This is a genomic window from Sporomusa sp. (genome assembly GCF_035561155.1).
GTDB lineage: Bacteria > Bacillota > Negativicutes > Sporomusales > Sporomusaceae > Sporomusa.
Genome location: NZ_DATMYD010000016.1, coordinates 1 through 14,560 on the forward strand (window position 1 = coordinate 1; position 14,560 = coordinate 14,560).

Genomic DNA, 14,560 nt, shown 5'->3' on the forward strand with positions numbered 1-14,560 from the left:
GATCTAAGCTACCCACCACAGTTTAGTTGTGAATCTTGCGGTGGGGTAATGCATCCACGTTATTACAAAGGGGTTCATGGATTTGAGTACCGACTTTCGGATGTGCTCAATACCAAAGGACCGCGCTAGCGGTTTTTCTTATAAAAAGAGTTATATTTTCTGGAAATATGCTTTGTTATATGATGAAGAACTAATATGTTAGTTTTGTCATACATGCGAGTAGCCTCTAATCTGGGGACACTTGTGATTGAGCGATCCCAATATGAAGCAGACGACACTAGAAGAATTCACACACTGCTATTTCTTAACACAAAGTTAACGTTTTGTTAGTTGACTAACAGATAATTATTGATTATTCTATATCCATATATCCACATATTTAAAAACATAGATGTTTTAAATGTAAGGGGAGGGAGCTTTATGAGTAAGACCCGAGTTATCATACTATGCACCCACAACAGTGCCCGTAGTCAAATGGCCGAAGCCTTTTTCAAAAAGTATGGTGATGATGTGGTAGAAGTCCATAGCGCTGGTTTTGAGCCGAGAGAAATAAGCCCTTACACGATAAAGGCGTTGCACGAAGTAGGGATAGATAGTAGTGGGCAGCGCTCAAAGACATTCCGTGAATTTTTTGGTAAGGTACAGTTTGGATTTGTTATTACGGTTTGTAAGAAGGCGGAAGGACATTGTCCGGTAATCTTCCCGGGAGTTAAGCATATTCTATCCTGGCCTTTTGACGACCCAGCCCAGGTTACAGGAACCGAAGAGGAGATTATGGCCAAGTTTCGCGAGGTTAGGCAGGAAATCGAAGAGAAGGTAAAGAATTGGCTCGCGGAGTACCGGGTGTCTATGGAAGGGAAAATATAGTAACATATAGATGAAGATTGATGGTTGTGGTAAGTATGAATGAAATAGGAACAGTATTTAACAGAAAGTATTGGATATAGACTTGTTATGCTAGTATTAGGTGAGGGGATTTATATTGAAGATTGTTATTATCGGTGGTGTAGCCGCAGGCACATCGGCAGCGGCTAAGGCCAGAAGGAACAATGAAGAGGCTCAAATTAAAATATTTGATGCAGACAGAGACGTATCGTATTCAGGCTGTGGTCTGCCTTACTATATCGGGCCTGAAATTGAGGGCCGTGAGCAATTGGTTCCTAGGGATGCGAAATTCTTTAAGCAAAAATACAATGTTGACGTGTATACAAGCCACCGGGTGTTAGACATTCAGCCACAAACAAAAGTAGTTACTGTTCAAAATCTAGCTACTGACGAGGTCTTTACCGAGCCCTATGATAAACTGGTTATTGCTACTGGCGCACAAGCCATAGTCCCGGCCATCGAGGGGATCGATAAACCCAATGTATTTTATCTGCGGAATGTCCTTAGCGCTGATCGAATTCGTAAGCATGTGCTTGAGACAAGGCCGCAGTCGGCTGTTATTGTCGGCTCAGGTTTTATTGGGCTGGAAATGGCGGAAAACCTAACTGCAAGGGGTATCGCTGTTACTATTGTCGAATTAGCACAGCACGTCATACCTGCACTAGATCAGGATGTTGCCATATACTTAGAAGACCACCTCAAGGAGAAGGGCATTGCAGTCGTCGTAAATGATTCAGTTGTTCATATGGAAGGAAGTCCGCTGGTCAATAAGGTGGTATTAAAAAGTGGTCGCGAACTAGTCGCCGATGTTGTGGTGATGGCAGTGGGCGTCAGGCCGAACGTGGAGCTGGCCCGAGCAACTGGCATCGAACTGGGCACAACCGAAGCCGTTCGCGTCAATACCAAGATGCAAACAAATATTGAAGACATCTATGCCTGTGGCGATTGCGCGGAAAGCTATTCTATAATAACCGGCAAGCCGTTCTATCGCCCGCTGGGTTCGACCGCAAACAAGATGGGCCGTATTGTCGGTGACCAAATTACCGGCGGCGACTTAGAGTTTCGGGGCGGACTGGGGACCGGTATCTTTAAAGTGTTTGACATGGTGGTGGCCCAAACCGGCCTAACCGAGAAAGAAGCCAAGCGCGAGGGATATGATGTTGTCGTTTGTCATAACATCAAACCCGATAAACCCGAGTATTTCCATGGACAAGAGATGGTAATCAAAGCGGTGGCCGACAAAAAGACCGGCAAGGTTTTGGGCGCACAGATTGTCGGTAAGGCCGGAGTGGATAAACGGATTGATGTGTTTGTGACCGCCATTACGTTTGGCGCGAAAGCCGAGGACTTATTCCATCTAGACCTAGCCTATGCACCGCCGTTTTCTACCACCAAAGATCCGGTTATGTATACCGGCATGATTCTTGACAATGCACTTCGGCGGGGGCGCAAGCTAATTACACCGGCAGAATTACAGGAAAAAGTAGAACATGGCGAAGAAGTCCAGATTATTGATGCTAGAATAGCTAAGCAGTATCAGGAGGCTCATGTGGAGGGGGCCAGGAACATTCCGCAGGAACATATCCGAACAGAGCTCGATTCTATCGATAAAGAAAAAGTCACTGTTACGTACTGTAATAAAGGCGTCACTGGGAATGCCGCTCAAAATATCTTACTTAATCATGGCTTTAAGCAGGTGTTTAACTTATCTGGTGGATATAAGAATTACGGGAAGCAAAGTGAAAAATAAGATATAACGGTTATAAAGCAAGCTGGCACGCAAAATTACGTGCCAGCTTCTTATTTTTTATAAAGATAGATTTTCAATGAATCTTTGCTTTATGCAGGGTTCTTCCTGAGAGAAATGTATGGTATATCCGGATACCGACATGGTGCTTTGAGATGAAATAGACTCTCTCTCGTCGTTACCGGATTCACAACAGCCTGTTAGAAATCGATTTCGCTAGCATGACTGTATTCTGTAGGTGGCACAAGTAAAAAAACTCTTGACTGGAAGTAATTGGCATATTATTATAAATATATATACATATTTAAGAATGTTGATATGTTTAACAATACCCGTCGGGAGAGGATTATTAGTATGAACGCATATTCTAATCTAATACGGCACGCTGGAAATAAACAACTTTTTCATGCGTTAGAAATGTCAATTTCTGCTCAGTGTAACGACTATCCTTTTCATATACATGCAGAGGGTGTGCGAGGGACGGGTAAGACAACGATTATGCGATCTGCTCGTAAAATTTTACCTTCGATACTTAGAATTAAAGGCTGTATTTATAACTGCGATCCTAACGCACCACACTGTCCTCAGCATCGTCACTTGACAGCGAATGAAGTGGAGGCATTAGAAAGTGAATATATACCGCGACCTTTTCTGGAAATATCGCACTCGGCAAAGATTGGTACGGTTGTCGGTAGTATAGATATTGGCAAACTGACTGATAAAAGTAACTCGATGGCTGCTCTATTGCCAGGCACTATTCCCCAGGCACATCGGGGAATTATATTTATAGATGAGATTAACCGTCTGGCGGATACTTCTCCCGAGCTAGCTGACGTGTTATTGGATGTTATGGGCTCAAAACCGGGACGTGTTCAGATTGAAGAAACAGGTCTCCCAGCGGTCGAAATGCCTATATCTGTCAGCATATGGGCAGCTTCAAATCCAGACGAAGAACCAGGATCACTTTCACTAATCCGTAAGCAATTAGCTGACCGCTTTGATGTGACAGTGGCAATGGAACGTCCTAACGACTACGAAACTGTCTATGATATACTTAACCAACCAAGCCAGACACTGCCCTGTGATCAGAGTACACTTGCGCTCCCAACCGGCGAATTGAAATTGATTCAAGTCCAGTCAAGTATCAAAAGAGTGCTCGCTGCTGTTTATGTTGATTTTGAGTTAGAAAGTCTAAGAGCTGTAAAATCGCTGGAATTGGCGGCAAGTTTATCAACGTTAGTAATGGGTCGCCGGCTTGTAACAATTGCTGATGTAATTCGTGTCGTACCTTTGGTGCTTGCCCACCGTACCACAACTGCTACCATAGTAAACATTATTAAGTATCTTGAAACCATTGAATCTGATGCAGCTACTTGCACAGACGCGGCCTCAACTGCTGCTCTTGCCATGGTAGGCGCAGCTGGTAATCACCATAAGAGCAATATGTCGTGGTGGAAGAAGCTATGGGAAGACATTCGTAAGATTCTGCAAGCCGGATCATTCTACTCTTCAGGACATCAAATATTGGGCGCCAACAATCAATCAAGCGGATCAGGAAAAATGCAGAAGCCGCCTGATGCGCCCATGATAGCTCCTGCCAAAAAGGCGCTTCCGCTAAGCCAAGTTCCTGACGAACAGTTTGTAACGGTCGAAGCAAAAAAATAATATGGAAGATTTAGTATGTAAAGATTACAATGCCCTTTTTTTAGCTCGATTGAACCCGGCCACCGAAGCGCTGAAAACTGCGCTTGCTGAAGGTAAAGGTGTACGAATTGGGCAAAGTACGGTAATCAGCTGTAAAGTGCATCAATATTATCCGCAGAAACCTGAGACGATACTCATACTCAGAAACAGCGACGCTGGGCAAGTGTTCTATCACCGGCATGATACCGATAACGTCTATCATATTGATATATTTCATCAATGTGGTCTTGTTGATCCAACACTGGTTGCGCAAGCTATCCATGAAGCAGTAGGCGTATATCATCAATATTACGGGGTGGAGAATCCGCTCGTTTCGGGCATCAATTGTAACTATATTGACATTCAGACTGCAGTGGGCGGCGGGCGTATAACCGGTAGCCTTGGTTATGGGAACGGGGCGTCCCTGCGACGGGCTCACGAAAACCATGTCCATTTAGCAATAGTTCTGCCGCGCGAACACATGACAGGCTTGTTTTATATTGTTCAGGCCGTTGAATACGCTATTTTAGCCAGTAAGCTTGAACTGCGATGCAATGAACGAATCATATCTGTAAATAATGATAGTAGCGCCCATGCCGAATGCAATGACTATGGTACTGACACCGACTCGTTGTTGAAAGATAATAGGCAGGATGATAATCAGGGTGTTAGGTATGAAGATAGACCGGATGACAGACAAGATAATAAACAGGAAGACAGGACACTGCCTCAGAAACAGCCGAAAGGTGAAGGACGGGAGCCAGGAAATAGTAGTAGTTTTGACAATCAGATGCTGGTTGGTTTTGACACCAATGATGTTATCGGTACACAACGGTGTGAGTCAATGATTCAAAAAGAATATAATAAATATCTGCAGCAAAATACCAATGAAACAGGAGAGTATCTGAAACTTATAAAAAAACTGGATTTGAAACGGCTAAAGTCTTCGGCATCCTACAAACATGCCTCAAAGCGGCCAAATGGTAAAACTGGTGTGCGGAGTATTGAGCGGTTAGAGCATAAGGGGATCAGTGAACTGGCTGTTACGGAAACGGTATATGCTGCAGTATCCCGTATGGCTGAAAAAAAAGAGAAAACCTTTCAAGTAACAGGCTGTGATTTGCGGAATTCAATTCGCCGTAAATCAAATGATAAGGAAATATGCCTGATAATAGATGCCAGCGCAAGTATGAAAGGGAATAACATTGATGCAGCAAGAGATTTAGCCTATCAGCTACTGCATAAGACTCCTGACCGTATTAGCGTAATTACGTTCCAAGGCAATAGAGCAGACGTGATAGTACCACTGACTCGCAACCGGCAACACTTGGAACAGGGGCTAAATGAAATAGTTACCTTAGGCTTAACGCCACTTGCTCTAGGATTACGGGCAGGTCTTGATTATTTAAAAAAAGTGCAGGCGCGAGGTCCCCTCATTGTGTTAATCACAGATGGGATTCCTAATAATATTTGTGATAATGTGCCGCAATGTATTAAGGATGCTATGGAAGTTGCCCGGGATATTAGGAAGGCAGGGTATAAATTCATTGCTATTGGCCTAAAAACCCACCAGAAATACCTAACTGAGTTAAGCAAAACAGCAGGTGGCAGTGTGTACGTATTTAGAGAATTTGACAAACGCTTATTGCAGGACACAGTTCTTAATTCTAGAAAAGCAGGGCAATAAAATATAAGCAGTATAGGAACGTGTGTGCACCTTGCTGCCGCAGGCAAAGGGCGGACGTCCGATAATACCTTTATGTCAAACGTGATGGACCGCCATGCTTTTGGGTGGGCCATCACCAGAACGCTGAACAGAAAAAGAGGTTCTCTTATCCCGGTTTTTGGATAAGAGGGCCTCTTTGTTTGGCGTGATGACATAAGGACGCGCTATTGGATGGCCGTCCTGCGCGGAAGGTCGGCAGGGATAGGGAGCGTAGCGGACTATGCCGATTACTCTGCAAGTCTTTGAGTTGGCAGCAGGCAGGACCACGGTTCCAGCGATAGCGGCCCCAGGGAGGGAACGGTGGGCCGTTCAATATGTTGATAAGCGAAGCGGGTTTGTGCTTGCAGGAGGCAGTCTTAATAGAGTGATTGAGCAGGGAGAACCGGAGGGATGGCGTTAGTTTCTGCGGTTACAGGAAGGAGTAGGTGCCAAATAAAATGTGAGTTTTTATAACGAGATATCAAAGAAATACTTGCGTATATGATTGGATTGGAATATAATCATATTACGGGAGGGAAAGCATGGATGTAGTAGAAATTTTGAAAGCTCTGGGTGATGAGACACGTATTCGGATATTTAACTTACTTAGGCAAGGACCTTTATGTGTCTGTGAAATGGAAGACATATTACAGATTAGTCAATCCAATGCTTCACGTCACTTAAGTCGACTAAAAACGGCAGACATTATCACTGCTGAGAAACAGGCGCAATGGGTTTACTTTGCGATTAACGCAGATCTGTTAGCTCGACATCCCTTTGTTAGTATATTGTTAGAGCAAGAGCTCAACACTATTGTAAAATGCCAACATGATCTATCTCGCCTAAAGAAATACAAGGAGCAGGGTGGCGGGTGTGAACACATAATTAGTTAGACGAGTAAACTAAAATTATTTTTAAGGTGTTACATTTTAATAGTCGACTCATATAATACAATATATATTCCTACATGGGAATATAAGAATATCTTATTTAAAAGCTCTGCTGATTTTAATAGTCAGCTATTATATGCCTATCTTCAAAACGTCAATAAGTGTGTATGTGAAATTTGTTGACTGCTGAAACGAATTTTGAATCAACATATTGGAGTGATACAATGAAACGCGTAGCATTTATTTGTGTCCACAATTCCTGCCGTTCCCAGATGGCCGAAGCTTTTGGTAAAGTCCTGGGATTAGAAGTATTTGAATGCTTTTCGGCAGGAACGGAAAAACGAGCTCAAATCAATCAGGATGCGGTTCGTATTATGAAAGAAATAGGTATCGACATGGAGCTCCATCAGAGGCCAAAACTTCTCCAGGATATTCCGGATGTGGATATTGTGGTAACAATGGGGTGTAATGTTAGTTGTCCAACTATTTCTTGTAATCACCGTGAGGATTGGGGATTGGATGATCCTTCAGGCAAAAGTGATGAAGAATTTAGGTTTGTTCGCAATGTTATAAAAACTAAAATGGAAGATCTTATCCATCGGATAAAATCCGATTTAATCTAATGGATAGATAATTTAAGTGCCTAAAAAATGATATGGAGAGTGGATACTATGAAAAAAATAGTGATTTATGACCCGGCTATGTGCTGTTCTACTGGTGTATGCGGAGCAAGCGTTGACAAGGAACTTCTAAGAGTAGCAACTGTGATTGAAAATCTTAAACAAAACGGAGCAGATATAAGTCGGTTTAATCTTTCGGGTCAGCCAAATGCCTTCGTGGAAAACCAATTAATCAATGATTCTTTAAAACAAAATGGTCCTGAAATATTGCCGATTACTTTAGTTGATGGTCAAGTAGCGAAAACTAAAGGCTATCCTACGAATGAAGAATTTGCCCAATGGACTGGGCTTGATGTAAACAACAAGCCTAAAAAGAGTGGTTGCTGCTGTGACGGTGGGTGCTGTTAATATGCAAAAAGAAGGAATGCCTATGCAATCCTATAAGCTTTCCTCTGTAGAACTTACGAAATATTTCTTTTTTACCGGCAAAGGAGGCGTTGGCAAAACATCTTCGGCATGTGCAACAGCGGTCAGCTTAGCCGATATCGGCAAAAGCGTAATGTTAATAAGCACTGACCCTGCTTCGAATTTGCAGGATGTTTTTGGTGTCGAACTTGATAATAAAGGTACACCTATAGCTGAAGTGCCCAATCTTACTGTAGTTAACTTAGATCCTGTAGAAGCAGCTCGTGAATATAAAGAGAAAGTAATCGGGCCCTACAAAGGGCTTCTACCTGATGCGGTAATTGCAAGTATGGAAGAACAGTTGTCTGGGTCATGTACAGTAGAAATTGCTGCTTTTAATGAGTTTTCCCATTATCTAACAGATGAAAATATAAAAAACAAGTACGATCACGTCATATTTGATACGGCCCCTACTGGCCATACGCTTAGAATGCTTCAGCTCCCGTCAGCGTGGAGTAACTTTATCAGCGAAAATACCCATGGGGCATCTTGTTTGGGGCAGCTATCCGGATTAGAAAGCAACAAGCAGATGTATAAAAATGCTGTGGAGACCTTGGCTAACCAAAGCCTGACAACTGTTATGCTGGTTGCAAGACCGGAAAAAACTCCGCTGCTGGAAGCCAAACGGGCATCGGAAGAACTGAAAGATCTTGGTGTTAACAATCAAACTATGATTATTAACGGAGTTCTTGAACTGGATACAACCGAGGATGAAACAGCGCTAAGTTTATATAATAAACAGCAGCAAGCTCTTCAAGACATGCCTGATTATCTGCATAACATTACAACTTACTATATACCCCTTCGTGCTTACAATGTCTATGGTGTAAAGAATATACGCAGAATGTTAACTGATAACTCCCTAGATGAAAAGGAATATGCCGCTAAAATAAACAAAGTACACACTTTAGGTGCATTGATAGAAGATGTTTATACTACCCATAAGAAAGTTATCTTTACTATGGGGAAGGGCGGGGTGGGCAAAAGTACATTGGCGGCGGCAATAGCCGTAGGTTTAGTAGAAAAAGGAGTAAAAGTACACCTTACTACGACTGATCCTGCCCATCACTTGAAGTTTATGCTTAGCAACAGCGATAATTTAAAAGTAAGTCATATTGATGAAACCTTAGAACTTGAAAAGTACAAGGAAGAAGTATTGTCGAAGGCTAGAGAATCGATGGCCGATGCAGACCTGGCTTATATTGAAGAAGATTTACGATCGCCATGCACCCAAGAAATAGCTGTATTCAGAGCGTTCGCCGAAATTGTTGAACAAGCAACAGATAATCAGGTTGTCGTTGTTGATACTGCACCTACTGGTCACACGCTATTACTATTAGATGCTACTCAGAGCTATCATAAAGAAATTCAAAAAAGTCAAGGTGATATACCGGAAAGTGTAAAAAAACTCCTGCCAAGATTAAGAAATGCTGTAGAGACGGAAGTCGTAATTGTAACGCTCCCAGAAGCTACGCCAGTACATGAGGCTATGAGGCTTACTGATGATTTAGAACGAGCCGGCATCCATTCAAAATGGTGGATCGTAAACTCAAGTCTATATCTTACTCATACTAAAAGCCCATTATTAAAAGCTAAGTCGCAGAGTGAAATCGAATGGATAAATAAAGTTGTTGAAATATCACAGGGCAATACTGTATTAATCAAATGGCATGGTAAGGAAATCCAAGGTAAAGAACTGTTGGAGTTAATCAAGTAGGATTCCGTTAATTGGGCGGTTTAGTGTAGCTGACAAAAACCCAAGACTTAGATTTCTTTGAAAGATATCTAAGTCTTGGGTTTTTATGCATTTCAGTTGGTAAACGGAAACTTGGACTGAGTATTAAGTTAAAGGAGGTTGCAGCATGCAATCCCCTCTTATTTTTGTTATATTTTTTTTGGGGAAATTTGCATGATTGTATAGTTGCAATATAAAACTGTTTCGTGTTACAATTGCATTGGAAATATATTGAAGCGGATTTCTCTCGAAGAAATAACAAAAAGGAGGAAAGTATGGGCTGCAAAGACGAACGCCAGCAGAACACACGAATTCTTTTTACCTGTTCCGGGTGCTGTACCGAAGGAGAATTAAGTGACAAGATTGGGCGTGAGCTTCGTAAGGAGGGGTATGCCAGATGCGGAACCAGTTGTTTAGCTGGGATTGGTGCGGGATACCCAAGATTTATAAACGCGGCGAAGGAAGCTAGTAAAGTAATTGTTATCGACGGTTGCGGGATGACTTGTGCCAAGAGAACTCTTGAAAAAGCTGAGCTTAAGCCAACCTCCTATGTGTTGACTTCAATGGGACTTGTCGATGGCTGCGATCAGCAAGAATTTATAGCAACTGCTTGTCAACAGATCAAAGCAGCAGCTAAATGAAAGAATGCCTATGTAGGGGTAAAGAAAGAAGGCGAGGTAATTATATTGTCAGATGAGAACAACGCCGCAATTCTTAGGGAAATTATTAAGACGTGCGTTAGGAAGCTGGGGTTGTTACAAAAGGCGGACGCCGCATGTTGTGGGATTACGGTCGGCCAATGCCATACCTTAGTAGAGATTGGCAGAGCTAATGTCTTGTCGTTAAATGAATTGTCAGAGTCACTTACTCTCGATAAGAGCACCATGAGCCGCACCGTCGATAACTTGGTTATAGCTGGATTGGTAGAAAGGCAAATTGATAAAGACGACAGACGATACACAAAAATAACGTTAACCGAAAAGGGCTTCGAAATGGTTGAGTCAATCAATAGCAGTATGAAGGAATATTTTGACCGGGTCTTGAGTTCTATTCCCAAGGAAAAGCACGAAATAGTGATTGAGGCATTACCCTATCTTCTCACCGCAGTAAGAGACACTGAAATGTGTTTTGATGTACGGCAAGTCTGTTCCGGGACTACACAAGAAAAGGGAGGGTGTAATTGTGAGTGATACGATTAGAGAGGTAGTGAAAAAGAAATACGCCAAAGCTATTACTGGAAAGAAAGGATGTTGCGGAGGGGCAGGTTCAGGAAGTTCATGTTGTGACACGAGCCTCAGTAAAGCGACGCAGATGATCACTGGGAATTTATACTCAGAAACTGATGTTCAGGGATTGTCTACAGACATGATCGCTACCTCGTTCGGTTGTGGTAACCCAACCGCGCTGGCGGATCTCTACCCTGGGGAGATAGTATTAGATTTAGGTAGCGGTGCAGGGCTGGATGTCTTGCTTTCTGCTAAGAGAGTAGGCCCCTATGGTAAGGCATACGGATTAGACATGACGGACGAGATGCTGGAAGAGGCTAGACAGAACCAGCAAAAATCCGGAATTTCGAATGTGGAATTTTTAAAAGGACACATTGAAGATATCCCTTTGCCAAATAACTCAGTGGATGTCATTATCTCAAATTGTGTTATTAATCTATCTTCCGATAAAGACATGGTACTAAAGGAGTGCTTCCGGGTTTTAAAGCCAGGTGGACGGTTTGCTGTGTCTGATATTGTCTTAAAAAAGGCCTTACCTTCAAAACTACAGCAGGACCTGACGGCGTGGGCAGGTTGTATAGCAGGGGCTCTTAGCGATGTTGAATATCAGGGCAAGCTAACGACCGCCGGATTTGAAAACGTTGAAGTCCAGGTAACACGGGTCTATGAATTTGCCGATTCAGACTCTGAATTGTTTGCGCAGTTGGCGAAGGACGAGTTAGCGCAATTGGAAGGTGCGGTGGTAAGCTCGTTTATCAGAGCTCGTAAGCCCAAGGTAACTGTTCTTAACGGTGTAGACTTCTATATACGGGAAGCGACAGTAAATGACTCACCAAAAGTGAATCAGCTACTCGTGAGTGCGGGCCTTCCAATTGACGGTGTTGAAGCTAACATTAATCACTTCCTGGTTGCTGTGAGCAAGGATACTGAACTTTTAGCAGTCATAGGGATGGAACGCTCAGGTTCATACGGACTTCTGCGTTCGTTAGCCGTTACTCCCGGCTCTAGGAAGCAGGGAATCGCAGCAGAGTTGGTTACTACTGCACTCGGTAAGGCTCGGTCTAGCGGAGTCCAAGAAATATATCTGCTGACAGAAACAGCGGAAAGATTCTTACAGCGATTTGGTTTTGTAAGGATTGTACGCTCTCAAATTCCAGACTCACTAATCGGTGCATCGGCATTAAATTCCGCTTGTCCTGAATGTAGTACGTGCATGAAGTTAGAACTCATATAATTTTGTAATTGGAGGTGAAAAAAATGAAAAAACAATTAGGACCCTCAGACACCTTTTTTCCAACTCCAATCACGTTAGTCACAAGTGGAACTATGGAAAAGCCCAATATCATCACGTTAGCTTGGGTGGGAATGGTATGTTCTGAGCCACCGACTATAGCCATATCTATGACCAACAAACGTCATTCTACAGAGATTATTCGCAATCAAGGGGAGTTCACGGTAAATATTCCGGGAAATAGTAAGGTCGCTGAGGTTGACTATTGCGGCATTGTAAGCGGACGGCGTAATAATAAATTTAGGGAGACACATTTTACACCGGTTCCAGGTTTACAAGTTAATGCCCCGATTATTCAGGAATGTGCCTATAACCTTGAGTGCAAGGTTGTGAATGAATTACAAATAGGGGAGTTTATTGTATTTCTGGGCCAAATTGTAGAGACCCATATCGACAACAATTGTGTTGATGATACTGGGAGAATAATATTAGGAAAAGTAAACCCTCTGGTATACGCTGCTGGTATACGAGAGTATTGGAATCTTGGAGAGAAAGTGGGCACAGCATTTAATGTGGGGAAACAGTTGAGGTTAACGGACGAGGGGTGATGAGCGTGTTAAAGGGCTCAGTCATAGTCGTAACAGGCGCAGGCTCAGGTATTGGGCAAGGATGTGTTGAGTTGTTATGCGACAATGGCGCAATGGTTGTAGGACTTGATGTTCAAGAGTCTGGGACTCAAACGGAGCGTTTTAAGCATTTCATGGTTGACGTCCGGGATGAGGTTAGCGTAAATAATACTCTGGATATAATAGATTCTCAGTACTCAAAAATAGATGCGCTGGTAAATTGCGCTGGAGTATACTCATGCGGAAAGCCTTTTTACGAGATGAGCTTGGAGGAGTGGAATAAAGTACTTTCGATCAATCTTACCGGTACTTTTTTAATGTCTAAATGTGTGGGCCAAAGAATGATTAAAAATGAGAAAGGTAAGATAGTAAACATAAGTTGCATACGGTCTCGAATATTTCGCCCCAATATGGCAGAGTATGCAGCGGCCAAGGGGGGGAGTCGTAGCATTAACTTCTGCAATGGCGCTCGACCTAGCCCCTTATAATATTCAGGTCAATTCTGTGGCACCGGGCTTTACTTACACGGACATGACAAAGGAATCCTTCGATGACCCAGCGGTCTTAGAATACTCCAATAGCCTAATACCAATGGCAAAAATAGCTGATCCTAAGGAAATTGCCAAAGTAGTACTATTTTTGCTTTCTGATTTATCCGCTTATATAACTGGGGAAACAATCTTTGTTGACGGTGGTTTTAAAGTCTCGAAATAGTCTGTAGAAAATAAGTAGACCTGCAAGAATCTTGCAGGTCTACTTATTCATCATGAATTTACGAAAATCATCCGCAACAACTTGGGGCTAGACAGCATGTATCTGCTTTTTTTCCTTGAAATTTCGTTTGTTGAATATGCTCGGCTACCTTCTGTGCGTATTGATCTATTTCGGCTCTAGGCATATCAAAAATCTCAAAATATTTATCACGGTCGTAGCTGTAGAGTCGAATAGCTTCTATAATAGTTGGTTTGAAATCGGGAAGACGTGTTTTCATAATCTCTGTACCACAATGGAGAAAGCACCCTTCAATCACAATAGTTTCAGGAGCTTTTTTCACTAATTCTACGAAACCGGAGTCACCAGTAACGGCATCTCCTAAGCATATTCTCACTGAGGCATTTCTTTCTAGTTGGTAAGCTAAGATATTTGCGGCGACACGAGCAATCTCGCCCTTGATGCAACCACCCTCACAAGCCATTATAGCTGTTTTGGACGGACCTTGTAATACCTTTTCTACATAACGAGCACCTTCGGCACAAATTCTTTTACCGTTGCTTACTTCTCCACATTTGCTTGACAACTGCATTTCCTCCTCTGTAACTCACATAAGGGACTTGGTAGAATGGCCTTCTTCATAACCTCGAATAGTGCTAACAGCAAGAACCACCGCAATCACATACATTTGCTGTGGAACAAGAACTTGCGGATGGCTTACCCTGCAGAGCAGCGGCATACTCATCCATCTTGAAGGCGGCTCCCTTTCTTACTGTTTTCCCAATGTTAATTGCAGCACTTATTTCTTGTTCGCTGGCCCCGTGTTCTTTAGCCTTAGTTACATGATAGTCCAGACAAGGTTGGCAGTTTGCACTAATTGACGCCCCAATAGCGATAAGCTCAGTATGTTTACCATCAAAAACCATTTATTGCGTCACCTCCTTTTATTACTATAGACGGAAGTCACGCTAAAAAGGATACAACAAAATTAAGATTTGTACTGATTGCAGGCTTCTCGAAGGCTGTTCGACGGCCT

17 protein-coding genes are annotated in these 14,560 nt (G+C 42.8%); 15 read left to right on the top strand and 2 right to left on the bottom strand.

What is annotated here, in order from left to right:
- Nucleotides 1–420 precede the first annotated feature (420 nt).
- The 15 genes from VN447_RS02530 (at nucleotide 421) to VN447_RS23220 (ending at nucleotide 13,527) form a co-directional block, all read left to right on the top strand.
- Nucleotides 421–867 carry an arsenate reductase ArsC gene (locus VN447_RS02530; RefSeq protein WP_325522491.1) on the top strand — a complete coding sequence of 149 codons (447 nt, stop codon included), beginning with the start codon at nucleotides 421–423 and terminating at the stop codon, nucleotides 865–867.
- A 115-nt stretch (nucleotides 868–982) separates the two neighbouring features.
- A complete protein-coding gene (locus VN447_RS02535) occupies nucleotides 983–2,635 on the top strand; it encodes an FAD-dependent oxidoreductase (protein ID WP_325522493.1) in 1,653 nt (550 codons plus the stop codon).
- Between the two features lie 351 nt (nucleotides 2,636–2,986).
- Complete coding sequence (locus tag VN447_RS02540) at nucleotides 2,987–4,297, top strand: ATP-binding protein (RefSeq protein WP_325522495.1); 1,311 nt, start codon at nucleotides 2,987–2,989, stop codon at nucleotides 4,295–4,297.
- A gap of 1 nt (nucleotide 4,298) precedes the next feature.
- The gene (locus VN447_RS02545) at nucleotides 4,299–6,002 is read left to right on the top strand and encodes a vWA domain-containing protein (RefSeq protein WP_325522497.1); all 1,704 of its coding nucleotides are present in this window, start codon (nucleotides 4,299–4,301) and stop codon (nucleotides 6,000–6,002) included.
- 259 nt (nucleotides 6,003–6,261) lie between these two features.
- Nucleotides 6,262–6,441 (top strand): hypothetical protein, encoded by a 180-nt coding sequence (locus VN447_RS02550; protein WP_325522499.1) that lies wholly within the window; start codon nucleotides 6,262–6,264, stop codon nucleotides 6,439–6,441.
- A gap of 121 nt (nucleotides 6,442–6,562) precedes the next feature.
- Complete coding sequence (locus VN447_RS02555; RefSeq protein ID WP_325522501.1) at nucleotides 6,563–6,913, top strand: metalloregulator ArsR/SmtB family transcription factor; 351 nt, start codon at nucleotides 6,563–6,565, stop codon at nucleotides 6,911–6,913.
- 221 nt (nucleotides 6,914–7,134) lie between these two features.
- Nucleotides 7,135–7,533, top strand: a complete 399-nt coding sequence (locus tag VN447_RS02560) for an arsenate reductase ArsC (RefSeq protein WP_325522503.1) — start codon at nucleotides 7,135–7,137, stop codon at nucleotides 7,531–7,533.
- 48 nt (nucleotides 7,534–7,581) lie between these two features.
- On the top strand, nucleotides 7,582–7,938 hold the full coding sequence (gene arsD / locus VN447_RS02565; RefSeq protein WP_325522505.1) for an arsenite efflux transporter metallochaperone ArsD: 357 nt from the start codon (nucleotides 7,582–7,584) through the stop codon (nucleotides 7,936–7,938).
- A 22-nt stretch (nucleotides 7,939–7,960) separates the two neighbouring features.
- On the top strand, nucleotides 7,961–9,712 hold the full coding sequence (gene arsA, locus VN447_RS02570) for an arsenical pump-driving ATPase (protein ID WP_349255155.1): 1,752 nt from the start codon (nucleotides 7,961–7,963) through the stop codon (nucleotides 9,710–9,712).
- A gap of 293 nt (nucleotides 9,713–10,005) precedes the next feature.
- Nucleotides 10,006–10,371, top strand: a complete 366-nt coding sequence (locus VN447_RS02575) for a putative zinc-binding protein (protein ID WP_325522509.1) — start codon at nucleotides 10,006–10,008, stop codon at nucleotides 10,369–10,371.
- A gap of 45 nt (nucleotides 10,372–10,416) precedes the next feature.
- Nucleotides 10,417–10,920, top strand: a complete 504-nt coding sequence (locus VN447_RS02580; RefSeq protein WP_325522511.1) for a MarR family winged helix-turn-helix transcriptional regulator — start codon at nucleotides 10,417–10,419, stop codon at nucleotides 10,918–10,920.
- A complete protein-coding gene (arsN2, locus tag VN447_RS02585; protein ID WP_325522513.1) occupies nucleotides 10,913–12,190 on the top strand; it encodes an arsenic resistance N-acetyltransferase ArsN2 in 1,278 nt (425 codons plus the stop codon). The genes VN447_RS02580 and arsN2 overlap by 8 nt, the downstream gene beginning before the upstream one ends.
- A gap of 23 nt (nucleotides 12,191–12,213) precedes the next feature.
- Nucleotides 12,214–12,795 (top strand): flavin reductase family protein, encoded by a 582-nt coding sequence (locus tag VN447_RS02590; protein ID WP_325522515.1) that lies wholly within the window; start codon nucleotides 12,214–12,216, stop codon nucleotides 12,793–12,795.
- A complete protein-coding gene (locus VN447_RS02595; protein WP_325522517.1) occupies nucleotides 12,795–13,301 on the top strand; it encodes an SDR family oxidoreductase in 507 nt (168 codons plus the stop codon). The genes VN447_RS02590 and VN447_RS02595 overlap by 1 nt, the downstream gene beginning before the upstream one ends.
- Entirely contained in the window at nucleotides 13,276–13,527 is a 252-nt protein-coding gene (locus tag VN447_RS23220) for an SDR family NAD(P)-dependent oxidoreductase (protein WP_414714869.1), read from the top strand. The genes VN447_RS02595 and VN447_RS23220 overlap by 26 nt, the downstream gene beginning before the upstream one ends.
- Before the next feature lie 67 nt (nucleotides 13,528–13,594).
- Here the strand turns inward: VN447_RS23220 and VN447_RS02600 are convergent, their stop codons facing one another.
- Both VN447_RS02600 and VN447_RS02605 read right to left on the bottom strand, forming a co-directional pair.
- Nucleotides 13,595–14,110 (bottom strand): putative zinc-binding protein, encoded by a 516-nt coding sequence (locus VN447_RS02600; protein WP_325522519.1) that lies wholly within the window; start codon nucleotides 14,108–14,110, stop codon nucleotides 13,595–13,597.
- 70 nt (nucleotides 14,111–14,180) lie between these two features.
- Nucleotides 14,181–14,450, bottom strand: coding sequence for a carboxymuconolactone decarboxylase family protein (locus VN447_RS02605; protein ID WP_325522521.1), 270 nt, complete (start codon nucleotides 14,448–14,450; stop codon nucleotides 14,181–14,183).
- Nucleotides 14,451–14,560 lie beyond the last annotated feature (110 nt).